Origin of the sequence: Candidatus Tumulicola sp. (assembly GCA_036490475.1) — a bacterium.
Taxonomy (GTDB): domain Bacteria; phylum Vulcanimicrobiota; class Vulcanimicrobiia; order Vulcanimicrobiales; family Vulcanimicrobiaceae; genus Tumulicola.
Map to the genome: position 1 here is coordinate 60074 of DASXDT010000005.1, position 23305 is coordinate 83378.

General features: G+C 59.2%; 20 protein-coding genes and 1 pseudogene. 13 read left to right on the forward strand and 8 right to left on the reverse strand.

The window, feature by feature from the left end; genetic code table 11:
• The first annotated feature begins 219 nt into the window (after positions 1–219).
• Together VGF98_03940 and VGF98_03945 are read left to right on the forward strand one after the other, a co-directional pair.
• Complete coding sequence (locus tag VGF98_03940) at positions 220–1653, forward strand: alkaline phosphatase family protein (GenBank protein ID HEY1680772.1); 1434 nt, start codon at positions 220–222, stop codon at positions 1651–1653.
• Positions 1654–1850: 197 nt separating this feature from the next.
• Complete coding sequence (locus tag VGF98_03945; GenBank protein ID HEY1680773.1) at positions 1851–2999, forward strand: hypothetical protein; 1149 nt, start codon at positions 1851–1853, stop codon at positions 2997–2999.
• A 405-nt stretch (positions 3000–3404) separates the two neighbouring features.
• On the opposite strand, the gene VGF98_03950 is transcribed toward VGF98_03945, so the two are convergent.
• Positions 3405–4166, reverse strand: a complete 762-nt coding sequence (locus VGF98_03950) for a hypothetical protein (GenBank protein ID HEY1680774.1) — start codon at positions 4164–4166, stop codon at positions 3405–3407.
• A gap of 1984 nt (positions 4167–6150) precedes the next feature.
• Between VGF98_03950 and VGF98_03955 the strand changes: the two genes are divergently transcribed.
• Together VGF98_03955 and VGF98_03960 are read left to right on the forward strand one after the other, a co-directional pair.
• The gene (locus tag VGF98_03955) at positions 6151–6531 is read left to right on the forward strand and encodes a hypothetical protein (GenBank protein ID HEY1680775.1); all 381 of its coding nucleotides are present in this window, start codon (positions 6151–6153) and stop codon (positions 6529–6531) included.
• Positions 6528–6710: pseudogene (locus VGF98_03960) on the forward strand (helix-turn-helix transcriptional regulator). The gene VGF98_03955 and the pseudogene VGF98_03960 overlap by 4 nt, the downstream one beginning before the upstream one ends.
• 257 nt (positions 6711–6967) lie before the next feature.
• Here the strand turns inward: VGF98_03960 and VGF98_03965 are convergent.
• From VGF98_03965 to VGF98_03975, 3 genes are read right to left on the reverse strand one after another with little or no spacing between them, the layout of a single operon-like run.
• Positions 6968–7495, reverse strand: coding sequence for a cupin domain-containing protein (locus tag VGF98_03965; protein ID HEY1680776.1), 528 nt, complete (start codon positions 7493–7495; stop codon positions 6968–6970).
• 56 nt (positions 7496–7551) lie between these two features.
• Positions 7552–7938: a nuclear transport factor 2 family protein gene (locus tag VGF98_03970; protein ID HEY1680777.1), complete on the reverse strand. Its 387-nt coding sequence runs from the start codon at positions 7936–7938 to the stop codon at positions 7552–7554.
• Complete coding sequence (locus VGF98_03975) at positions 7938–8516, reverse strand: type 1 glutamine amidotransferase domain-containing protein (GenBank protein HEY1680778.1); 579 nt, start codon at positions 8514–8516, stop codon at positions 7938–7940. The genes VGF98_03970 and VGF98_03975 overlap by 1 nt, the downstream gene beginning before the upstream one ends.
• A 73-nt stretch (positions 8517–8589) precedes the next feature.
• On the opposite strand from VGF98_03975, the gene VGF98_03980 reads away from it, so the two are divergent.
• The 7 genes from VGF98_03980 (at position 8590) to priA (ending at position 15975) form a co-directional block, all read left to right on the forward strand.
• Positions 8590–9069, forward strand: a complete 480-nt coding sequence (locus VGF98_03980) for a VOC family protein (protein ID HEY1680779.1) — start codon at positions 8590–8592, stop codon at positions 9067–9069.
• Positions 9070–9077: 8 nt separating this feature from the next.
• Positions 9078–9902: a class I SAM-dependent methyltransferase gene (locus VGF98_03985; protein ID HEY1680780.1), complete on the forward strand. Its 825-nt coding sequence runs from the start codon at positions 9078–9080 to the stop codon at positions 9900–9902.
• 482 nt (positions 9903–10384) lie between these two features.
• Complete coding sequence (gene aroC, locus VGF98_03990; protein ID HEY1680781.1) at positions 10385–11566, forward strand: chorismate synthase; 1182 nt, start codon at positions 10385–10387, stop codon at positions 11564–11566.
• The gene (locus tag VGF98_03995) at positions 11563–12000 is read left to right on the forward strand and encodes a hypothetical protein (GenBank protein HEY1680782.1); all 438 of its coding nucleotides are present in this window, start codon (positions 11563–11565) and stop codon (positions 11998–12000) included. The genes aroC and VGF98_03995 overlap by 4 nt, the downstream gene beginning before the upstream one ends.
• Complete coding sequence (locus VGF98_04000) at positions 11997–12521, forward strand: shikimate kinase (GenBank protein ID HEY1680783.1); 525 nt, start codon at positions 11997–11999, stop codon at positions 12519–12521. The genes VGF98_03995 and VGF98_04000 overlap by 4 nt, the downstream gene beginning before the upstream one ends.
• Complete coding sequence (locus VGF98_04005) at positions 12491–13591, forward strand: 3-dehydroquinate synthase family protein (protein ID HEY1680784.1); 1101 nt, start codon at positions 12491–12493, stop codon at positions 13589–13591. The genes VGF98_04000 and VGF98_04005 overlap by 31 nt, the downstream gene beginning before the upstream one ends.
• Positions 13592–13617: 26 nt before the next feature.
• Entirely contained in the window at positions 13618–15975 is a 2358-nt protein-coding gene (gene priA / locus VGF98_04010) for a primosomal protein N' (GenBank protein HEY1680785.1), read from the forward strand.
• A 58-nt stretch (positions 15976–16033) separates the two neighbouring features.
• On the opposite strand, the gene VGF98_04015 is transcribed toward priA, so the two are convergent.
• Both VGF98_04015 and VGF98_04020 read right to left on the reverse strand, forming a co-directional pair.
• Positions 16034–17305, reverse strand: a complete 1272-nt coding sequence (locus tag VGF98_04015) for a S8 family serine peptidase (protein HEY1680786.1) — start codon at positions 17303–17305, stop codon at positions 16034–16036.
• A 199-nt stretch (positions 17306–17504) separates the two neighbouring features.
• The gene (locus tag VGF98_04020; protein HEY1680787.1) at positions 17505–18764 is read right to left on the reverse strand and encodes a S8 family serine peptidase; all 1260 of its coding nucleotides are present in this window, start codon (positions 18762–18764) and stop codon (positions 17505–17507) included.
• A 143-nt stretch (positions 18765–18907) separates the two neighbouring features.
• On the opposite strand from VGF98_04020, the gene VGF98_04025 reads away from it, so the two are divergent.
• Together VGF98_04025 and VGF98_04030 are read left to right on the forward strand one after the other, a co-directional pair.
• Positions 18908–20248, forward strand: coding sequence for an alkaline phosphatase family protein (locus VGF98_04025; GenBank protein ID HEY1680788.1), 1341 nt, complete (start codon positions 18908–18910; stop codon positions 20246–20248).
• A gap of 36 nt (positions 20249–20284) precedes the next feature.
• Positions 20285–21724 carry an SDR family oxidoreductase gene (locus tag VGF98_04030; protein ID HEY1680789.1) on the forward strand — a complete coding sequence of 480 codons (1440 nt, stop codon included), beginning with the start codon at positions 20285–20287 and terminating at the stop codon, positions 21722–21724.
• On the opposite strand, the gene VGF98_04035 is transcribed toward VGF98_04030, so the two are convergent.
• Positions 21716–22918, reverse strand: a complete 1203-nt coding sequence (locus tag VGF98_04035) for a threonine/serine exporter family protein (GenBank protein HEY1680790.1) — start codon at positions 22916–22918, stop codon at positions 21716–21718. The two genes, VGF98_04030 and VGF98_04035, sit on opposite strands and share 9 nt — an antisense overlap.
• Positions 22919–22962: 44 nt before the next feature.
• A complete protein-coding gene (gene rpsT / locus VGF98_04040; protein HEY1680791.1) occupies positions 22963–23274 on the reverse strand; it encodes a 30S ribosomal protein S20 in 312 nt (103 codons plus the stop codon).
• Positions 23275–23305: the final 31 nt, after the last annotated feature.

Consider the following 23305-nt stretch of genomic DNA (forward strand, 5'->3'; position numbering starts at 1 on the left):
CCAAATGATTGACGGGACGAAGGCGTGTTTGTGATATGCGCCTTCGTACCGTTTGAATGCTCGTTACTTCGCTTCTCAAGAACTTACGTCACTTTTTCCGCTCAAGATTCAAGGAGAGCCCCTGATTGCGCCTCCATGAGAGTGGTAGAGAAGGCGCCTGCCATGGCTTCCCGCAAGGTCTCGTGAATTGCTTGCTTCCCGTTTGTCCGGAGGTTATTCGTGCATATCATCCGCGCAATCTTCGCATTCGCGTTCGTCGCGGCGCTGACGGCGTGCAGCTCTACCATCACGACCCCAGGCACGCCACACGCGATACCAAGTTCGAACCCGACTGGGTCGATCCGACACGTCGTCATTCTCTTCCAGGAAAACCGTAGCTTTAACACGTTGTTTATGGGATTTCCCGGCGCGGAGACCAACAGGGCAGGCGCATGCAGACGCTGGAAGTCGTCATACGGGAAAGTGTACTGCCCAGAAAATAAACCGGTAACATTGCGCCCGATACTGCTCGAATCCAAGTGCACCGGCAGCTCTTGCACCGGCCAAACGGATATCGCGCATCAGTATTCCACGTTCGAAATCGAGTCCGACGAGGATCCCGCCACCGGCGTATTGCGGATGGATCGCTTCGACGCCATAAGGAAAGGCACGACCGGCTTGGGGCCACCTGCCGGGTTATATCCATACGGTTATGTGATCCCCAGCGAAACGAAAGCGTACTGGGATATGGCTTCGCAATACACGCTTGCCGACCACATGTTTTCAACCGAAAAGAGTGACAGTTTTCCTGCGCACCAGGAATTAATAGCAGGGACTACAGCGTTAAACGACCACGAATCGCTCGTCGATTCGCCGTCCACGACGCAATGGGGCTGCGATGCTGTGCCGAAGTCGCATACACCGGTACTTTTTAAAGACGGCCGTTATGTTGTCAATGGGCCTTTTCCGTGCTTCGACCAATACAAGACTATCGCCGACGTGCTCGACGCTTCGAACGTGTCCTGGAAGTACTACGTCCAAAGCATTAGCGGTAAGGACAAAGACCTTTCGGGAACCCTCTGGAACGGATTCGACGCGATCAAGGCCGTCCGGTACGGGCCAGATTGGAAGAAAAATATTGTCCATCCGAACCGCCGAGTAATTGATGATGCCGCTGCAGGCAAACTCGCTGCGGTATCCTGGGTTATCCCAACGCTGTTCGATTCAGACCATCCCGCGTCGGCATGTCCGAATGGTCCCAACTGGGTATCGCGCGTCGTCAATTCAATCGGCGAGAGCCGCGACTGGAAGAACACCCTCATTCTGATTACTTGGGACGAGTGGGGTGGTTGGTACGACGGCGTTCCGCCCCCGCAACTCGACTACACGACGTTGGGTATGCGAGTACCCCTTATCATCATTTCGCCGTACGCAAAGAAACATTACGTTTCCAAAACGCAGTACGAGTTCGGCAGTATTCTGAAGTTCATCGAACAAAACTTCGGAACGGCCTCGCTCGGATCGACCGATGTCCGCGCAAACTCGATCGGCGACGCACTAGACTTCACGCAACAGCCGTCGGCCTTCAAACCGATACCCGTACCGCCAGCCCAAAATTGCGCCCACCGGAGCAATAGCGAGATAATCGAAGAAGAGGGTGGGGCTCCCGGATAACTCCGTATCGCTTTTTGCGGCCGGCACTTCTCTCAAATATGCCGGCCGCGGCAGAGGCGCAGCGCCGTCCGCGCCGCAAGCGTCTCCAAACAACGTAAGGCCGCGATTGCGACAGTTGCGCAACTGGCGTGCTCTTGCTGAATAAAGCGACCACGGTCTCTTGCAACAAGCTTCAGCTTACCGGTACGATTCGGTCTATGCTACTGCTTAATCGGCCAGTTTCTATGCTGGTCCTCATCGGGCTCGGCTCTATGTCGGGCTGCGCTATGCCTGCGAGCGGCGGAGCGCCACCAACAGAACCCATCCAGGCTGGAACCGCGGCTGCTGCAAACATATTGTCGAGTAAAGCGACGTTTCCGCCGGGAGATGGATTTCTTTTTGTCGGTAACAACGATGGAAATAACAAGCTTGGAAGTGTCAGTGTTTATGACAGCACCGATGGTAAAATGCCAGCGAAGATCATCGAGAACGATATTTCTGACCCGGATAGTTTTGCCGTAGCTCAAAACGGAGACTTATACGTATCGAACAATGGAAACGTTAACTTCCCGGGTAGCATCGTTCAATATGCTGGTCACTCTGGAAAGGTAGTCCGTACGATCACAAATGGTATTTCGCATCCTGACGGTCTAGCATTGGACACCTCGGGTAACGTGTACGCAGCAAACTTCGAGGGCAACGCCATCACAGTGTATGGGAGCCAGGGCACTCAGCCCACAAAAACCATCACAGACGGTGTATCGATGCCAGAATCAATGTTGTTCGATGCAAAGGGCGACCTCTTTGTCTCGAATTTTGCGGCGCTAGAAAAGGGTCACCAGAAACCAGGTTGGGTTTCTGAGTACGCGCCTAATACTTTGAAACTGCTTGCCAGATTTGCGAGCGGCCTCGAAACGCCGGGAGCGATTGCTCTTAACTCGTCGAACAGCCTGCTTGCGGTCGGCGATACTCACTCGAACCGGATTTTAGAATACGATGTCTCCGCGGTGAAACTCGTCAGAACGATCACCAAGGATATTGCGTATCCGGAAAGCGCCGCGTTTGACGCTAGCGACAATTTGTACGTGCTATCTGACGGATATGGGAAGTTCGGCACCGGTGCAGTGTTGGTGTTTCCGTCCGGGAGTTCGAAGCCAACAGCTAAGATCACGGAAGGTGTTCACTATCCAAGTTCGATGAAACTTGATAGCGAAGGGGATGTCTACGTCTCGAATCTAAAAAAATGCTTGGTGCACGGGCCCTGCAATGATGGATCAGTGTCGATCTACACTGCGCAGTCGTTCAAGCTCGCCGAGCAGATTCAAAAGGGCCTTAACGGCGCCGCAACTCTGATGTTGGGTAAGTAATCTTGCGACTTTCACATAATCAGCACTTCTTAATTGAGGGCCTGGCCAGCCACTCAGCCGAGGTTCTGTCAATTACTAGTTAGCCGGAGATCGACCATCGTGAACACCGCTTAGATTTGCGACCGAAAATATGCGTGCCAAACAGTCTTGCCTGGTCATGAGGACTTTGCCGATGAGTTCTTGTCGTAAACGAGGCTTCATGGCGCTCGCCTTGGACCACGACTCGAACGCGGACTCACGCTTCGGCTCCGGTCGCGCGAAATAGCGGGTCTTGCCGATCGACTGCGATGCGGCGAGGCAGGCGTCGATGCAGGGCCGATCTCAGGCGCAGAAGGTAAACACAACCCCGCCGTGCCTGCGTTGATGCTCTACGGGTGCGTCGCTGCTACGGATTGTTACCGCCCGCTACCTTGTTATCTCACTTAATATATGCCGAGCGTCTCCCGAATCACCCGAACACGGCACCGCGCTCGGAGTCGGGCTGGGAGCCGGGCTCGGATTGTTTGCGATCTCGATGCTGGTGATCTGCGCGGCTGGATTCAACTGTTGACCGCTGAACAGGGCTGTGTACGTGTTGTCCAAGCATTGCCACGTATTCAAAGTGGGTGACACGTATTGAGGTGGGTTGCCGCCCCCCGCGCCCATGGAGTCCAGGATGAGCAACTGATTCAGAGTGCTCGCTTGTGTAGTGAACGCATTGTAGGTCCAATTTCTGGCGAGGGGCTGCTGGCTCGGGTTATTCGCGATAGAAGTGAAAATATTGCGGTCGAAAATCAGGGTGAACTCCGAGCCAGCTCCGTTCTGGTTAAATAAGTATTGAAGTTGTTGCGGCGTCGTTATTATGTGAACAAACGCCGGTCGAGCATGCGGCTGCGAGGGATTTTTTACGAACTGATAAGCCGCCGCGTAGGTTGAGCCCCCGCTACCAGAAACTTCGATCCCCGACGAGTATCCGGCCCAGTTATTGAGAAACGGTTGCGTTGACGGCGTCTGGCCGTCTCCTGTTGTATCAAAAATAACCCAATATTGATAGGACGAAAAATTAAAAGGAGCTGCGACGTCGAAGGCCACCCCCATTTGACCAGGAAGTGTCCCGATCGGACCGACTCCGACGGGGTTCGGCGTTACCTGGCGTCCGCACGCAGCAACAACTGCCGCTGTTAGCAATATGATTCCGAAACCAAGTCTGTGTATCACGCGTCCCTCTCAACGGCGTCTAGTCCGTTTTGACGAGCGTTTTAGAACTGTTATGAGGTTCCTGGGGAGTCGGCGCGATAGCGGCTCGCCTTCGACCCCCTGCTACGCTTCAGGAGGCCTAAAGCGGCATTGCGCACGTCCGCGAACGAACCGACTGCAGGCTCGGCTAAGTCCCCATTTGTGTGCGGGACCCAGTAGTGTCCATGGGTTTGCGTCCACGAGTGTGTCGCTCAACAAAGGTTCGTTTCCCCATGTTGTTCTTGCGTGGAACGTTGATTGCGAGCGGCAACCTGGGCACCTACTTCATAAGCGCGGAGCAACAAAGCGATAGACTTCATTCAGCACTTATCACCGTGGGCACCGGTGCGCAAGTTTACAAATTCCCCTGGAGCGTTAGTCACGATGCCGCGAAACTCGATCTTCGCACGTCCTGTTGGCTCGATGCCGCGCGTGGTGAACGCACAAGTCGGATACTTTATCGATTTTCCGTCCACGGAAACCCGAACTGGAGTCAGTGAAGCATAGAGAACATCCCCAGCGCCATGGGCCTCGCCATTTAGTTGGATATATGGATTTGTGAGGTATAAATCGGAACGAGACCAACTTGCGGTCGCAATGTTATTCACGTACGCCTCAACGCGGGCAGAAGTGCCGCGCAGTTGCACTAGACACCCACGTTCGCAATTTGTATCCCGCTTTTGATAGTGTGCCGTAAGGTCGGGATATACAACCAACGTGAAGGGTCTCGCCTGTCTGTTTGATTGTGGATCACTTGACAAACCGATCGATACGCTTTGTCCCGGCAACCGCGCTCCGATCAATAGAAGGCTTATACTCGACCAAGAGCCGTTATGGATCCCTGGCTTTAATACGGCGCGGTACGCCACGTCAAAAGGTTTCGAAAACGCTCCGGCAAGGTAGACCGTCGCCTCCCCATCGGTAGAGGCGGACTGCACAGCCGCCGATACTACGTGGCTCAAGTCGGACAAGAATAGACACGTTAATGCTGCGGTTAAAATCATTAGCGGGCGAGTGCGGTTCATTTTTGCTCCTGACGGCGAGAACGTCTTCAGGGTTTCCGGTTGGTTCACGATATCTCAATAGAGCTCGGATCCGGCGGAAATGTTAGCGGGTTGGAGACAAACTAGCAAGAGTCTTCCGGTAGCGCTCATTGCGGCGCAGTCTTTCAGCAGCGGACCTTAGAAGCGTGAGACTGGGAAACCCAGAGTGCGTCCGCGATTACGCGGACCGTAACTCCTTGCTAAAGGAACTTCGGAACAGATCCGTACGCGATCGCTGGGGTTTCGATGCACAGGTAAAGTTCTGTATTGGAACGCTTTTCGCGAACGCCGCGGGACTTCGCGTGTCGGAGAGTAAGCGCGAATTGTTCCCTATTCATGACGATGGCAACCCATTAGCAAATCCGGGTGCACTCGAGTGGGTTCCTAACAAACCGCGTTAAGGTCATACTGGCTTCGATCCAAAGGGTTTGGCTGACGAGTTCGCGTTCGAGTTGTCGACACTGCTGGCTAGCTAAAGGATCGCATCCACGCCTGCCTCACCGCGTGCTGGCCGATCGGCAAGGACGGCTACGCTACCCTAGCCAGCCTCGATCCCAAAGCCCGGAGCGTCTTGCCGCCGAGCGCACCCCGGATCGCCTTGCAGCTGAGCCACCGAGCCGGCAAAGTGTCTCGTCACCCGGCTCGCTCAGACCAGCCCAGCGGCAAAGCGATCCCCGCGGCTAGGCTGGCAAGGCGCTAAGTTGCTTTGCCGATCGGACGGCTATGCGGCGAGGCCGGTGTAGATGTTGGGGCCTGCAACGAAACAGGCACCGCGGATCGCGGAGCCGTGCATTCGGGAGGTTGATGCGAGCTAACTCGGTTTTGCCTATGGCCTGCCTTCAGTGATGCAAAGAACACTTGACATATTGTAAAGCAGGCTTTACCATCGCGGTATGAAGCTTCGCGGCAAACGACGTACCCTTTTCTTCACGTGGTTCGCTATTTTCGCAATCGTCCTGACGATCGTAACGAACGCCTTACCGCCGTACCGTCTAGATGGAGTTCACGTCGTAGTAGCCGTGTTGACATTGATACCCGTCGTAATGGTGTTCAGAGAATGCTACTTGTTCTTCCTTGAGATCGACGAGATGCAGCGACGCATACAAACGATCGCTCTACTAGTCACGCTTTTGGCTGCGCTCGCGATGGTCCTCGGGATTGGCCTGCTTCAATTTGTCGCAAAAGTGCCAACCTTTAATATTTTCTGGCTGTGGATTCCAATCAGCCTCTGCTATGCTACTGCTGTTTTCGCAGCGGAGCGGCAATACATCTGAAGAACACACTGCGTGTCTTGCGAGCTGAACGCGGCTGGTCTCAAGGCGAATTGGCCGGGCGCCTGAACGTCAGCCGCCAGACCGTGAATGCGTTGGAGGTCGGTAAATACGACCCCTCACTCCAGCTAGCATTTAGAATTTCTGAATTGTTCGAACGCTCGGTCCACGACATCTTTCTTAACGACAGCAATGTGCCGTTTAGCTCAACGAAAAAAGAAACAGCATCCACGCCCGCCCTGCCGCATGGCGGCCGATCGGCGAAGCCAGCGTAGCCAGCAACGCCTGGCTTCGATCGCCAAGCCGCTGGGCTGGCAGGTGTCTCGTATTTGAGCGCCTAGCTCGATCCCAGTGTAGCGCTAACCGAGTGATTCGGATCACGCATCACTTCTTGGCGCCGGTCGCGCTCATCTAGCTGCAATACGGACGCGAAGAAGATCTATTGGCTATTGATAGCGGCGAGGGGTGCGACGTACGTTATTCCGTACTCGCTTCCGAGACGCACAATTTCTGCCAAGTCTTTTGGCGGCGTTAAGCCGCGATCTGAGATCGTAAGAAACATGCGTTCGATGCCTGCCGGAACGACGGTCATAACCATCTCACCGGGGGTGCTGCCGACGTTGAGAAACTGATGCGCCTCATTCCGCGACAAATAAACAACCGTGCCGGGCGTCGCGTCGATGACGTGCGTTCCATGCCAGAATCGAAAGTGGCCGCGTGTGATAACGTAGGTTTCATCTTCACGCGTATGAATGTGCGCTGGAGGGCCTCCGCCTGGCGGAACCACCGTATCCAACGTCACGCTGGCCCCGTGCGTCTGCGCCGCCGTGACTGCGATCGTCATCGTGATACCGAGCATTTGGAACGATACAGGCGCTGTGCCGGCGCCCGCACCGAGCGCGAAGCAGAGGCCTACAATAGCCACCGTTTGCAATGTCGCCGGCGCGATTGGTGAGTTGCGCATCATGAGCCCCCTTTGATCGGTTGCATCGTAGCATGCATCACCGAGGGGGCTAGTGCCTGCTAGCTCCTCGAGAAGGCCGTGGACGTGCCGTCGATAGGGTTCGCATCCTCGATGTCCATGCGCTCGATGAGGTCGTCAGCGACGGTGTAGACATGTCGCACTTCGGTGTCCGACAATATGTCGCCGTTTAACCCCTTGACCGACTGATGAACCTTGACTTCGATTGTGCCATCTTCGCGGTCGATCACCTCGAGCGGATCGACGTGCGGATTAAACTCAGCCCATTGCCGCGCCCAATACTCTCGAATGGCTCGTTTTCCGACGACTCGACCGCCTTCGGAGGCCTTTGGCCAACTCACGTTCTCGCTCATGAGCGCGAGCGTAGCGTCGACATCCCGACTATTAAACGCGGTGTAAATGCGAAATATCAACTCTTGTGAAGTCATCACGTCGTTGCTGAAGCCGCAGCCGCAGTTTGGGGTGTGAACAGCTCGATGATAGCCTTGTTGAATGCTGGTATGTCCTGTGGATTGCGCGCTGTTACTAGCAGCCCGTCGCGAACGGGAGCCTCGTCGACCCAGTTCCCGCCCGCGTTCCGAATATCGGTACGTAGCGATGGCCACGACGTCACGCGCTTACCACGCAGGAAATCGGTCTCGACCAACACCCACGGACCGTGGCAGATCGCCGCAATCGGCTTGTTGGCAACTTCAAATGCATGCACGAACAACATCGACTTGTTATCCGAGCGCAGCTTGTCGGGACTGCCGACGCCACCGGGTACCAAGAGCGCGTCGAATTGCGCCGGATCGGCGTCGGAAACGTTGACATCTACCGGAAACGCTTCGGCCGGAACTTCGTGCTGGGAACTCTGCACCTCACCCTTGCTCGGCGAAACGAGCTGCGTCACGGCGCCGGCTTTTTGGAGCGCCTCGCGGGGCTGCGTCATTTCGACTTGTTCGAATCCGTCGGCGACGAGGATCGCGACGCGTAGGTTCTGGAGCGGCAACGGTTGTGCGGTCATGGGCGCTTCCTACCCGGCCGCCCCACGCGAGAAACGTCGGAGGATTTGCCTCGCCGGGTTCCAAGACCGAGGGATGAGCGAGAAAATTGCACCCTGCTTATGGTTCGACGGTAACGCCGAGGACGCGGCCCAATTCTATGCGCAGACGTTTCCTGACAGCAGCGTCGACGCGGTGAATCGTGCACCCTCAGATTATCCAAGTGGCAAAGAGGGTGATGTACTCACGGTAGAGTTCACGGTCTTGGGCATGCCATTTCTCGGCCTGAACGGCGGGCCGCACTTTCGATTTAGCGAGGCAGTGTCGTTTCAGGTGTACACCGACGACCAAGCTGAAACCGACCGCTATTGGAACGCAATCGTCGCCGATGGTGGGGCCGAAAGCGAGTGTGGTTGGTGCAAGGATCGATTCGGACTCTCTTGGCAGATCGTGCCGCGCGCGTTGCTGCATGCTCTGAAAAGCGACGATGGTGCGGCCGCGAAACGCGCGATGAACGCCATGATGCAGATGCAGAAGATCGACATCGCCGCGATCGAAGCCGCAGCGAAAGGCTGATTGAGAAAATGAACGCGAACAAAGCACTGTGGGAGAAAGGCGATTTCACCCGTATCGCGGACACGATGCGCGAAAGCGGATCGGCGTTCGTCGACGGGCTCGGAATCAAACCCGGCATGAAGGTTCTCGACCTCGGCTGCGGCGACGGAACGACCGCCCTGCCGGCTGCGCGCCTCGGAGCCGATGTGCTGGGCGTGGATATCGCGAGCAATCTCGTCGAGCGAGGCAACGCGCGTGCGAAAGAAGCCGGCCTTGATAACCTTCGATTTCAAGAGGGCGATGCGTGCGATCTGGCCGGCATACCGGACGCGTCGTTCGATCTTGTGGTCAGCGTGTTCGGCGCCATGTTCGCACCGAAGCCGTTCGACGTCGCGCGAGAGATGGTACGCGTGACGCGCCCGGGCGGACGCATCGTTATGGGCAACTGGATTCCCAACGACCCGACGCTGGTCGCGCAGATCCTCAAGACCAGCGCGGCGTTCTCGCCCCCGCCTCCCGAGGGCTTCGTAAGCCCGATGTTGTGGGGCGTCGAAGCGAACGTCGTAGAGCGTTTTGGAGCGGCCGGCATCTCTCCGGAATCGATTACGTTCGAGCGCGAGACCTTTACGTTTAAGACTGCCGGCAAGCCGAGCGATCTGGTCGATCTGTTTCAGCACTACTACGGTCCGACGATGAACGCATTCGATGCCGCCGAGAAAGCCGGACGCACCGATGAACTGCGCACGCAGCTCGTCGATTTATTCGAACGGCAAAACGCCGGCAAAGGCGCGGTTGCGATTCCCGCGACGTTCCTGAAGGTCACGGTCATGAGACCAAACAGTAGCGAGGTCTAGCAGCAACGAGCTTGCTACCTGTACTTCGGGCTCCCGATGGGTCGTTGGCGACGTACGACGCGTCTCGTACTCGAGCCGCGTACGACGATCCGGCTATCGGCGACTATTGCGAGTGTCTTGGCTGTCGAAACTATCGAGCGGCTTGGAAACCGGAGTATTTCGAGTCGCAGCTTCTAGCTGCTTGCAGTAGCATAGGCATAAACCCGGCGAAGGCGTTCGAAACCGTAGACGTTGGCTCGACGGAGAGCGGGGTGTCTTACATCGGAGAGCTTCCCTTCTTCGGAGAGGTTGACGAAACGCGCCGCAAGCGTATCGAATCGTGTCAGTGGTGGTTCACACAGGTCGGATCTGGAACCGCCGCATTTGCACGCGGATTAGTCGCAATCAACTTCGAGCTCGAATTGCCTTGGGTCTTGCCCGAACCGAATCCCTACTTATAGTGAGCCGGGGGCTGCCCCGGCGGCGCCGAAGCTCAGCGATGCATGTTTTCGTACCTTACAGCCGGCGAATCGCACGGCCCCGGGTTGGTCGGCATCCTCGACGGACTGCCCGCCCATTTACGCCTGGATGTCGAGCGCATCGACGAAACGCTTCGACGCCGTCAAGGCGGCTATGGCCGCGGCGCACGCATGCAGATTGAGTCCGACGCGGTCGAGTTCTTGGCCGGCATTCGCGGCGGCGAAACGCTTGGATCCCCGATCGCAGTACTGGTGCGGAACCGAGACTACCTCAATCCAAGCGTGCGGGCGCTCATGGATCCACTTACCGGGAGTGGACCGGCGCTTACCAATCCGCGTCCGGGCCACGCCGATTTTTCAGGCGCTCTCAAATACCGTCAGCGCGATCTGCGCAACGTGCTCGAGCGCGCCAGTGCGCGCGAAACGGCGATGCGCGTGTGTCTCGGCGCGATCTGCGCGCAGTTTCTCGAAGCGCTCGGCATCACAACGCACAGTTGCGTCGATTTGATTGGCGGCGTTGAAGCGCCATCGATCGATGACTGGAACCAAGACGACGTCGACGCTTCCGAAGTGCGCGCGCCCGATGTAGAAACCGCGCAACGCATGATGGCCGCCATCGACGCCGCACGCGAGGCGGGCGATACGCTCGGCGGGCGGTTCGTTATTCGCGTCGACGGCCTTACGGCCGGTATCGGCAGCAACCGACAACCCAATCAGCGGCTCGACGGCGTTCTGGCCGGCGCATTGATGGGCATGCAGACCGCACGCAGCGTCGAGATCGGTCTTGGTGCCGAATCGGCGCGCCGTTCTGGGTCGCAAGCGCACGACACGTTTCACCTCGAGGGCGACGCCGTCGGGCGTGGCAGCAATCGGGCCGGCGGCATCGAGGGCGGCATGAGCAACGGTCAGCCACTGGTATTGCGCGTATCGGTGAAGCCGATACCGACGTTGCGCAAGGCGCTGCCGTCGGTCAACCTCCACGAAAGAGCGCATGCGCCGGCTGGAGTGGTGCGCAGCGACGTCTGTGTTGTTTCAGCCGCGTCGCTGGTGGGAGAAGCCATGGTGCGCCTCGCCCTGACCGGTCCGATTCTAGAAAAATACGGCGGCGATTCGATGGACGAAACGCTCGACAACCTGCGCCGCAGTAACGAAGCCGCCGCCGCCCTGTTCGCACAACCTGCGTCGAAGTCAGCAAGCCTCGAGTGAACTTACTTGCACGTCTGCATGACTCCAACGTGTACGTTCTCGACGAGCCATCGCTCGATCTGAACCGATTTACCATTGGAATGATCCACCCGTTCGACTTAGATGGCGAAGGCTTCCAGGCCCGCGTCTATCGTTTTTCGCCGCGTCGCGTAGAGTTCTCCCCGGCGGCTGAAGAGGCGACTCGAACAGGCTGGGGTATCGACGGAGTGGATATCACCGCTCGCGGTACCGTGACGTTGTCGAATGATGATGAACTATGGGTTCGAATCGATCTTTCTTTGCCGTGCGAAGTAGACGTAAAAAGCGTCATGCTTAAAGAGCATCCAGAAGAGGAAGGCTTGGCGTCTTACCTCGCCCTCCGCGGTCTTGAGGCAAATCGAGAGATAGCGTGGGAAACCACGCCGGTAGTTCGTTGCGAGCCCCACAGCTCGTGAAGCGTCACGTCGCACTGGTCGGATTCATGACGTCCGGAAAGTCGAGCGTGGGACAGCGGCTGGCGCGTCGGCTAAACTGCGCGTTCTACGATACCGACGCATTGGTCGAGCGTAGTCGCGGAACCATCGCCGAGATCTTCGCAAATGAAGGCGAAGCCGCATTCCGGCGCTACGAAATGGAAGCGCTCGCTAAAGCGCTCCAGCCTAAAACGCCGGCTGTCGTATCGCTAGGCGGCGGCACTCTGGGCGCTCCCGAAAATCGAGATCTATTAGAAGAGCACGCATATCGCGTATTCGTCCGTCTCTCGCCCAGGCGTGCGTACGAACGCCTGCGCCGTAGTCGCGTATCGCGGCCGCTGCTCGGTGCGGCACCCACGTGGGAAAGCGTCGAAGAACTCTATGCGCGCCGTCTGCCGCATTATGCGGCTGCCGAGTACATCGTCGACGCCGATGACGTCGCGACCCCGCGCATCGTCGATATAATAGTGGAATGGATTCGCGAGCGCAAGATCGCGATTTAACCGCCACCGTTCGCAACGAGACGCTCGACTATCCGGTGTTTATCGCCGACGATACCGAGTCCGAGTTGCGAGCGTTCGTCCGGGATCGTGGCGATACAGTCATCGTGTTATGTGACGCGGCCGTGCCGGTGCGGGCGATCGCAACGCGCGTTGCGGTGATGCTCGGCCGCGCGCGCGTACTGCCCGTGACGTTGGGTGAAGCGCATAAACGTTGGTCGACCGTCGAGCGTGTGCTGGATGCGTTGGCCGAGCATGGAGTCGAACGTTCGAACTTGATAATCGGTGTCGGGGGTGGTGTCGCGGCCGATCTGTTCGGCTTCGCGGCGGCTACGTATCTCCGCGGAGTTGCGTACGCACATGTTGCGACATCACTCGTCGCGATGGCCGACGCCGCGGTCGGCGGTAAGACCGGCGTAAACTTACGCGCCGGAAAGAACTTAGCCGGCGCGTTTTCCGACCCGGTCGCGGTGTTCTGCCCGATCCAAGCGCTCGACACCCTGCCGTTTCGCAACCTGCGCGACGGTTTGGCTGAAGTCCTCAAGTGCGGTGTCATTGCGGGTGGCGACCTCTTCGATGCGCTCGAGAACATCTCGCCGCATCCGTTCTGGCGATGGCCATGGGTCGAATGTGTTGCGGCGGCAGTAGCGGTCAAGACATCGATCGTCGCAGACGATTGTCGCGAATCGGGATCGCGAGCGTTATTGAATCTAGGGCACACGTTCGGTCATGCTTTCGAACGTGCGTCGAGCTATCGTATTTCGCATGGTGCCGGCGTCGCGCTTGGCTTGCGGGCCGCTGGATTACTCGCGCTGCGGTCCGGGCGCTTCAACGAACGCGATCATTTGCGGGTCCTGACGTTATTAGCGCTACTCGGCCTGCCGATGCAAACGCGCCTCGCTCCCGAGGTAGTGTTGGCCGCAATGCAAAGCGATAAGAAGAAGCGCGCTGGAAAGCTGCGTTTTGTGTTGCCGCGCGCGATCGGCGATGTCGAGTACGGCGTCGAGTGTACGACCGCACAAGTGCGCGCCGTGCTCGATCGCATGCGCCGGCCCCCGGAGGACGAGGGATAATCCGCGTCGTCGAGGTCCTGGCGGCGTTGCGAACGTCGCGGTTCGATCTACCGCTCAGCTACGATGCCGGCGACCTGGGTCTAAGAGTCGGCGACGTGGTACGCGTGTCGTTGGGCAAGCGCGATGTCGTCGGTTACATCGTCTCCGCGCCGCGCCAACAACTCTCCGGGGAGCGCCAACTTAAGCCGGTGCTCGAACATCTAGATGTGCCGCGCGCCTTCGACGAAGAGGCGCTACATCTGGCGAAGTTCGTTGCCGATCGCTATATCTGCACGTTAGGTGAAGCGCTGGGCGCCGCTGTGTTAGCCGGCGCGGTGCCGCACGTTCGCGAGACACTTCATCGATCGCCTGAGCCGCCCGACCCGGAGCGCTTCAGCGGCGTACCGCAACGCCTGATCGAGCTGATCTGGCGCGACTTGCCGCCGGAGACTCCGCTTCCGCAACTGCTGCGTCACCCGGAAGCGCGGCGGGCCGGCGATCGCGCCACGCTGCTTCGCGCCATTCAACAACTGGTGCGCGGCGGCGCATTACGACGCACGCGCGAGTTCGTGAAACCTCGAACCAGCGAATATCGCGTGCGCACCCTGTCTCTCGGAAGCGCGGCGGCAACGGGCAAGAAAGCCCGCGCGTTGGCCGAGTTCGTCGCCGAAACTGGCTCGGTACCGCGCGCGGACGCGTTGCTTGCCGGCTTTTCGCAGGCGGTGATCCGGCGTGCCGTGACGCTCGGCGTTCTAATCGAAGAAGAACTGGCGGTGCGACGCAGCGAGTCACCGCCGATCCAACTCCCCGATTTCGAATCGACCCCCGAGCAACGCGTCGCGATCGATCGCATCGCTGCCTCGCTCGACGCGCACACATACGACGAACTGCTCGTGCACGGCGTTACCGGCAGCGGCAAAACCTTCGTTTATATCGATGCGATCGCTCGCGTACTGCGAGGAGGCGGACGTGCGATCGTGCTCGTTCCAGAAATCTCGCTAACGCCGCAAACTGCGCAGCGCTTCGAATCCGCATTCGGCAATCGCGTCGCCGTACTGCATTCGGCGCTCTCGGAACGCGAACGCTTCGACGCCTGGCAGGCCTGCGTCGCCGGCGACATCGACGTCGTGGTGGGAGCTCGCAGCGCCGTCTTCGCCCCGCTCGAAAACGTCAAGCTGCTCGTAGTCGACGAATCCCACGAATCATCCTACAAGCAAGACACGGTGCCGCGCTACCACGCCGTGGCAGTCGCGCGCGAACGCATGCGCGCTACCGGAGGAGTGTTGGTACTAGGCAGCGCGACGCCGTCGGTTGAGAGCTATGCCGCAGCGCGCGCCGGACGCATCGCCTTGATCGAAATGCACGAACGCGCCACCCGGCTGCCGCTTCCCGCGGTCCGCATCGTCGATCTCGCCGAGGAGTTTGGGGCCGACCGCCATCGCGTGTTTTCGACCCCACTGCTACAAGGGATCCGCGAACGGCTCGGGCGTCGCGAGAAAACGGTACTGTTCGTTAACCGGCGCGGCAGCGGCGCGTTTGTGTTGTGCCGTAGTTGCGGTGAAGTGCCGCGCTGTCCGAGGTGCACCGTCTCGCTCGCCGCCCACGGGGGCGAAAAGCTCCTGCGTTGCCACTACTGCGACTTTCAGATGCGCGTTCCCGAGGTCTGCACGAACTGCGGCGCGCCCGATCTGCACGAATATGGCGTGGGCACCGAGCGCGTGGTAGAAGAAGTGCGATCGCTGTTTCCGCAAGCGCATGTCGTGCGCATGGATTCGGACACGACCACGCACGTCGGCGACCACGCGCGTATCCTAACGGAGTTCGCGGAACGCGGGGACGTGCTGGTCGGAACGCAGATGGTCGCCAAGGGGTTAGATTTTCCGACCGTCACGTTGGCCGCCGTCGTCGCCGCCGATATCGGATTGAACGCGCCGGATTTTCGCGGATCGGAGCGCAGCTTTAGCGTCATCGCGCAACTGTGCGGACGCAGCGGCCGCGCTCGCGCCGGCGAAGCGATCGTGCAGACGTTTTCTCCCGAGCACCCCGCCATCGTGGCCGCAGCGGCGCACGACTACGAAGGCTTCGCGAATGCCGAACTGGAGCAACGAGCCGCGGCCGGTTTTCCGCCATCGCGGCGGCTCGTGTATCTCGGTGTCATCTCCCGCGATCAGAAACTTGCGTTGTCTACGGCGCGAAAATACGCCGGGCTGCTCAACAGCATCGAAGGAACCGACGTGCTCGGTCCGGCCCCGTATCCGATCGCCCGCCTCAACCGCGAATGGCGTTACAGGCTAGCGATTCTAACCCTTAAACCGGCCCTGGTGCGCGCTGCGATTCGCGAACGCGTCATTCCAGTAGCGCATGCGGATACACACACACGTCTGGCAATCAACGTCGACCCGTAAACGAAAAGGGCGAACGCTTTCGCGCCCGCCCTTAGCGAGGTTCGGGTTCGGTAGAACCTTAGAGCGCTTTCACGTTCTTCGGCGTTCCCCATCCGGTCGGACCGGAGTAGACGCCGAACTGACCCGTGCCGGCGGTGCACAGATAGCTGCCACCGCAGCTGCCGTTGCTACCACCGCTGATCACGTGGAGGCGTTTCTTCATCTGCTTGGCGCTCATGCTCCAAACATAGTCGCCGGCGTTGAGCTTCGCACCGTTGCCGGCAAGCGCAACCACGCCCGCGAGCAGCGGCGACGCGACGCTGGTACCGCACTCGTAGAACCAACCGCCGTACAGTCCCGAGTACATCGCGACGCCCGGACTACAGCCGGCTTCGGCCGAGATGTCTGAATCGGTACGTCCCGAGCAGCCTGGGTCTTTTTGCCACGACGGCTTCGAAACCGCTGTTTCGCAGCCCGATCCGGCGTCGTTCCATGCGGTCTCGGTGAAGTTAGTACCGCTGGTCTCTAACTGCGTTCCGCCAACTGCGATAACGGTCGAGAGAACTGACGGTCCGCCGATTTCGTTGTACGCCTCGTCACCCGACGAAGCGAGGAACGTAATACCCGCGTTGTTAAACGAGTTGGGGAAATTCGAGTCGCCGCAGTCCCAGTTGCCGTAGCAGATCCAGCTGTTGCTGACGATCTTGGCGCCCAGTTTCACGGCCGCTTGGTTAGCCGCTTCGAAGCCGGCGATCGATCCGTCAGCTTCCATCAGGTCGATGGTGCACTTCGGACAGGTGGCTGACACCATGTCGAAGTCAAGCGCGGTCTCGACGCACCAACCAAAGTCTTGGCAGCTCTCGGGTAGACCGCTGGTTTGACCGTTCTGGTTGTAGCGCGTGATTTTCGCAGTTCCAAGCCCGTACTGCGTGCGGTAGGTTCCGATATCCGATGTTGCGTTCGCGTAGTCGCCGGCTTCAATAATCGCGACTTGCACGTTACTGCCCTTGCCGAGTTTCTTCGCCTTAAGCCCATAAGCGGCTTGAATCTGCGCGGGCGTGAAGCCGCAGCTCGATGACGGATTACAGCTGGCGGGCTGAATGCCGTTCTTGAGTCCGCGTAGCGCTAAGCACGTCGGCTTACCAATGACTTGCGGACACTCGGCACGCGCGAGACCCTTCACTTGCCATTGCGGCGCGGGACCCTTGATTTGCTGAACCGCCGCGAATGGCGTGGTCCCGCCGGACGAGCCGGTCGATGTCCCCGGCACGCTGCTCGAGGATCCGCCTGCGCTACAGGCGGCGATCGTCAGCGCCAACAGTGGCGCGACGATCTTGAATAGCTTGATCATGGACAACTCCTCAGGTTGATTAGGTTCCGGTCGTGAGGAGGCAATATTAGGAATCCCTAAGAGGAGGCCTGCGGAGCCAGTGCTTTACTTGCCAAGCGCGAAATTGTGAAGAAGAGTGGGCCGACGCTGTACGTGCGCAAATGAAAAGGGCGAGCGCATTTGCGCCCGCCCTTCGCGGTAGTTTGGTTCGGTTAGAACCTTACAGCGCTTTCACGTTCTTCGGCGAGCCCCATCCGGCAGGAGCCGAATAGTTGCCGAACTGGCCGGTGCCGGCGGTGCACAGGTAGCTGCCACCGCAGGTGCCATTGTTACCGGTGAGAACCGGATGCAGACGCGCCTTCATTTTTTTGGCGCTCATGCTCCACACATATTCGCCGCCATTCATTTTGGCCGCGTTGCCGGATAACGCGACGACGCCAGCCAGGAACGGCGAAGCCACACTCGTGCCGCACTCCGTGATCCAGCCGCCGTAGAGGCCGGAATACATCGCTACGCCCGGTCGGCAGCCGGATTCGGACGAAATATCACCGTCGGTACGGCTGGTGCAGCCGGGATCTTTTTGCCACGACGGTTTGGGAACGTTTTCACCGACGACAGACGAGCTTCCGCAACCGGAGGACGCGTCGTTCCAAACGCTTTCGGTAAACTTCGTGCCGCTCGCTGCGAGTTGCGTGCCGCCCACGCCGATGACTGTCGGTAACACCGAGGGGCCGCCGATCGTGTTGTACGCGTAGTCGCCAGTGGAGGCCAAGTACGCAATGCCTTTGGTGCTAAAAGAATTCGGGAAGTTGGAATCGCCGCAATCCCAGTTATTGGGGCAGCTCCAGCTGTTGCTCAGAACCGTAGCGCCTAGCTTGACGGCTTCCTGCTCGCTCGCTTCGAGGTCGGCGATCGTGTCCTGGGCTTCCATAATATAGATCGTGCACTTCGGGCACGACGCCGAAACCATGTCCATATCGAGCGCGGTCTCGACGCACCAGCTGGCTTGTTGACAGCTCGGCGGGTAGTTGGATTGCTGGCCGGACGAGGTATAACGGGCCAGAGTACCAGTGCCGAGTCCGAACTCAGTCCGGTACGTCGCGAGATCGCTGGTGGCGGAAGCGTAATCGCCGACTTCGATAAGGGCTACCTTGACGTTAGCGCCCTTGCTGAGCTTCTTGGTGAGATTGTAGGCACTCTGAAGTTGTTGTGGGGTGAAACCGCAGCTGGAAGACGGATTACACCCAGCTGGAACGACTCCGTTCTTGAGCACGCGGAGTGCTTGGCACACGGGCTTGCCGGGAACGTTCGGGCATTCGGCTTGCGCGAGATGCTGCGTCTGCCATGCTGGGGCACCAGCGTGCACCCCGTTCGGGACCTGCGCCATGCCGGAAACCGGCACGCTAGAAGAACCGCCCGAACTACAGGCGGCGATCGTCAGCGCCAATACTGGCGCGACAATCTTGAATAGCTTCATCATGGAGAACTCCTCAGATTGATTAGATTCCGGTCGTGAAAAAGCAATATTAGGATTCCCTAAAAAGACGCCTGCGGACACAAGCGCTTTATTTACCAAGCGCTAAAACTGAAAGGACTGCGCCGCGACGTGCGGCATGGAATTGCATGGTGCAGACTCGTTTTTTTTCCGCATCTCTTGCAGCGCTGATTGCATGTTCCGCCTGCTCGCAATCGCCGTCCGCGCCCACTCTACCGCTGCGAGGCGGCGGCGTGCTGCAGTCGGTCGCCGCCACCGGCGCTGGAAAGATCAAGCACGTCGTGTGGGTCGTGCAAGAGAATCGGACCGTCGACAACCTGTTCCAGGGGTATCCCGGCGCCGATACGGTGTCGAGCGGGCAAGATTCGCACGGAAATACGATCCAGCTGCAGCCGGTTTCGCTGAAGAAGCGATACGAGATCGATCATTCCGCGTTTGCGATGTTCCAAGCGTGCAACGGTACCGGCAAACTGCCCGGCACGAAGTGCCGGATGAACGGCTTCAATCTTGAGGAAGAAGGCGGCGGACCGCAAAACGGCCAGTACGCTTACGTCCCCCAACGAGAGGCGCAGCCGTATTGGGACATGGCGCACGAGTGGGTTCTGGGCAACCGGATGTTCCCGTCGCAGCTTGACGAGAGCTTCGCGGCGCATCAATACATCATCGCCGGACAGGCGCAATCGAGCGTCGACGTTCCGTTTATGTTGTGGGGCTGCGGCGGCGGAGAATCCGATCAAGTGCAGACGCTGTTAAGCGACCGCACCTACGGCAACAATCAGCGACCGTGCTTCGATTACCAGACGCTCGGCGACGAGCTCGATGCGGCCGGCCTCAGCTGGCATTTTTACACCAGCTCGTACAAATACCCGACTAGTGGCTTCTGGTCGGGTTATCAGGCCGTGCGCCACATTTTTCGCGGGCCGGATTGGCACAAGGACGTGATCCATCCGCAAAAACGGTTTCTCGCCGACGTTGCCGCCGGTAAGCTCGCTAGTATGACGTGGATCACGCCGCTGTGTCGCGATTCCGATCATAGCTCGTGTGGCGGTGGCGGCGGGCCATCGTGGGTGTCGTCGATCGTGAACGCGGTCGGGCAAAGCAAATTCTGGGATTCCACCGCGATCTTCGTGATCTGGGATGATTGGGGCGGATTGTACGATCACGTGAAACCGCCGCACATGGATTACGACGGTTTAGGCTTTCGCGTGCCGCTGCTCGTCATTTCACCATACGCGAAGAAGAATTACGTCTCACACACGCAGTACGAAACCGCGAGCATGTTGCGATTTACCGAAGATATCTTCGGTCTGGCGCAACTCTCTGCGTCGGACTCACGCGCGACCTCGCCAGCCGCCGACTGCTTCGATTTCAACCAGAAGCCGCGCAAGTTCGTGCCGATCGCAGCGCCGCAAAAGGCGCAATATTTCATGAGCGAACCCGACGACGATCGGATCCCCGACACCGAATAAGTGTGAACCGGGCCGTTCGGGGAACGGTTTGGTGGTATGAAGATTCTGGTGACCGGAGCAACCGGATACATCGGCGGACTGTTGGCGCCCCGCTTACTCGAAGCCGGTCACTCCATTCGTTGCCTATCGCGGAACGCCGAGCGCCTGGCCGGACGATTCCCCGGAGCCGAGATCGTCGACGGCGACGTGTTAGACGTGAACAGCCTGCACACGGCGCTCGCGACTATCGACGTCGCGTATTACCTCGTGCATTCCATGAGCGATTCGCGGAGCTTCGGCGAACGCGATCGGGCCGCGGCCGAAACGTTCGGTCGAGTCGCCCGCGAGTGCGGCGTCCGGCGCATCGTCTATCTCGGAGGTTTGGGCGCCGACGATGCTGCGCTTTCACGCCATCTCGCGAGCCGCCACGAAGTCGGAGAGATTCTACGGCACAGCGGCGTCGAGACGATCGAGTTTCGCGCGGCGATGATCATCGGCGCCGGCAGTATCTCGTTCGAGATGCTACGCTATCTGACCGAACGGTTGCCGATGATGATCGCGCCGCGATGGGTCATGTCGCGCTGCCAACCGATCGCCGTAGCAGACGTCTTGCGCTACTTGCTGCTCGCTCTCGACTTGCCGCGCAGCGACTCGCGTATCTACGAAATCGGCGGCGCCGACGTCCTGACGTACCGCGACATGATGTTGCGCTACGCGCGACTGCGCAATCTCAAGCGGAAGATTATTATCGTGCCGTTTTTCACGCCGCGCCTCTCGTCGTATTGGGTACATATCGTTACGCCGATCTCCGCGCGCTTGGCACAACCCCTCATCTTAGGATTGAGCAACGAGGTGATCGTTCGCGATGATGCCGCGAAACGCGATTTCCCGCAAATCCAGCCGATCGGTTTCGATCCGGCGGTCTCGGACGCACTGGATCGCTACCGGACCAGCGGCCCGGAGACGACATGGTTCGACGCGTTCGATATTCGTAAGCTTCCGGCAACGTTTGCCGGCGCCCGCGAAGGCATGCTAATCGACCGCCGCGAGCGCATCGCCAACGCCACGCCGCGCAAGGTCGCATCGGTCTTTATGCGACTCGGTGGCGCGCAGGGCTGGCTGTATGGCGACGCGCTGTGGCGCGTGCGCGGCTGGCTCGACCGCTTCGTCGGTGGTGTCGGCTTGCGTCGCGGACGTCGCAGTGGAACGGATTTACGAGTTGGCGACGCGGTCGATTTCTGGCGCGTCGACGCGATTACGCCCGACCGTCTTCTACGACTGCGCGCGGAAATGAAGCTCCCCGGGAAAGCGTGGCTGGAGTTCGATGCAGAAGATATCGGCAGCGGCCGCACGCGTCTCACACAAACGGCGTTTTACGAGCCCCGGGGTTTGCCCGGTTTTCTTTATTGGTATCTCGTGTATCCATTCCACGGACTGATCTTCGGAAATATGGCGTCGCGAATCGCCGCCCTCGCGGAGCAGCAGAATTCAGCGTAAGCGGGTTGAGCCCGATTTCGAGCGCAGCGTCGACGTCGGCAGCACCAACTGCGAAAGAAGAAGACCCGCGACGATTTGAATCGCCGCGACCACTGCGTTACCGGCCAGGATCAACGCGTTGTCGATATTGTGGTTGAACGCGAACAGCACGCTCTCGTAACTCAAGCTGCCGGGAACCAGCACGATCAGCGCCGGCACCAGCATGATCGCTTGCGGAACGCGTAGGAAGCGCGCGCCGAGATTTGCGACCACACCGCAGAAGAAGGCGGCTAAAAACGACGAAACCGCGTGCGCCGATGTCGCCGCCAAGACGTGCGTCATCAAGAGTGCAACGAAGCTCGACGCGAATACCCACACCACGTCGCGCAGACGAGCGTCCAGATTGACCGATATGCCGATTGCCATCGCGATCGACGCAACGAACCACCACAGCGCCGGCACCGGATGCGTCGCCGCCGTTCCCATGCTCGCAATCCATGGCACGCACGCCAAACCTAAAAACGCGCCACAACCCAGCGCCAGCAACACCGATAGCACGCGCCCCAATCGAGCTACGCCGGCCACGAGGAAATCGTTCGCCAACTCGTGTAGCGCTAATGTTAACGTGTAACCGGGCAGCAACACGACGATGCCCGCAATCAGCGAGACGAACATGTTGGTCGGCCCGAAAACCTTCGTATACAGGGCTACGATCAACGTCGCGGCAAACGCAGCAGCGACTGCAAACAATCGCGCTATCAGCGCATTGCGCGACGCAAGGCTGCTCAGGATGCCGGTGCAGATACCGATCGACGTCGCCACGACGATCTCGTGGGGACCGCCGCCGAGAATCAACGCGACCGCCACCGCGATCAGTGCGAGCGCGGGGATTTCGAGCCACGCCGGCAGGCCCGGCCAACGCTCGTCGACCTCGGATAGCAACCGCGTCGCGCCGTCGTAATCGATGGCGCCGGCTCGAAGCGAATCGTAAATGTGCGTGAGCAGCGCGATCTTGCGTAAGCTGACGCGCCCCGGCTCGAGGCGCATCATCAACGTTCGCTGCTGCCAGTTGGGTCCGATCGCGATCGTTATGTAGGTTGGTAGTGCGAAGATCTGCGCGTCCAACCCGATCGACGCCGCCGTTTCGGTCAGCGTTTGTTCGATTGCGTCGGTGGCGATGCCGGCTCGGTGCAGTTCTCGACCCAGGGTCGACAAAAAGACTTCGCGCGGATCGGGAGCGCCAAAGGCGCTCGAAGAGCTTACTTCTTGGCGGTCTTGCGGCCGGTCTTCGATTTCGTGCTCTTCGCCTTCACCGGCTTCACCGGAGCGGCGGCAGCGCGCGTAATCGCCTTCGACAAGCGCGATTTCTTGCGCGCAGCCTTATTCGGGTGAATGATGCCCTTCGAGGCAGCCGAATCGAAGGCGCCTTCGACGGTCGCCGTCGTCTGCGCGTCCGCCGCGGTCACGGCCTTCTTGAAGAGGGTCTTCAAACGGCTGTTGGCATCACGATTGCGAATCGTGCGCGTCTCGGACTGGCGCATCCACTTCTCGGCGGCTTTGATATTGGGCAAAATTTGGCTCTCTTTCGTGCGGTAACGACGG

Coding starts and splice junctions, on each gene's coding strand:
- VGF98_03945 (HEY1680773.1), top strand. CDS start 1,851: ATGCTACTGCTTAATCGGCCAGTTTCTATGCTGGTCCTCATCGGGCTC.
- VGF98_04025 (HEY1680788.1), top strand. CDS start 18,908: ATGGTGCAGACTCGTTTTTTTTCCGCATCTCTTGCAGCGCTGATTGCA.
- VGF98_04030 (HEY1680789.1), top strand. CDS start 20,285: ATGAAGATTCTGGTGACCGGAGCAACCGGATACATCGGCGGACTGTTG.
- VGF98_03955 (HEY1680775.1), top strand. CDS start 6,151: ATGAAGCTTCGCGGCAAACGACGTACCCTTTTCTTCACGTGGTTCGCT.
- VGF98_03980 (HEY1680779.1), top strand. CDS start 8,590: ATGAGCGAGAAAATTGCACCCTGCTTATGGTTCGACGGTAACGCCGAG.
- VGF98_03970 (HEY1680777.1), bottom strand. CDS start 7,938: ATGACTTCACAAGAGTTGATATTTCGCATTTACACCGCGTTTAATAGT.
- VGF98_04015 (HEY1680786.1), bottom strand. CDS start 17,305: ATGATCAAGCTATTCAAGATCGTCGCGCCACTGTTGGCGCTGACGATC.
- VGF98_03985 (HEY1680780.1), top strand. CDS start 9,078: ATGAACGCGAACAAAGCACTGTGGGAGAAAGGCGATTTCACCCGTATC.
- VGF98_04005 (HEY1680784.1), top strand. CDS start 12,491: ATGGATTCGCGAGCGCAAGATCGCGATTTAACCGCCACCGTTCGCAAC.
- VGF98_04020 (HEY1680787.1), bottom strand. CDS start 18,764: ATGATGAAGCTATTCAAGATTGTCGCGCCAGTATTGGCGCTGACGATC.
- VGF98_03965 (HEY1680776.1), bottom strand. CDS start 7,495: ATGATGCGCAACTCACCAATCGCGCCGGCGACATTGCAAACGGTGGCT.
- aroC (HEY1680781.1), top strand. CDS start 10,385: ATGTTTTCGTACCTTACAGCCGGCGAATCGCACGGCCCCGGGTTGGTC.
- VGF98_03975 (HEY1680778.1), bottom strand. CDS start 8,516: ATGACCGCACAACCGTTGCCGCTCCAGAACCTACGCGTCGCGATCCTC.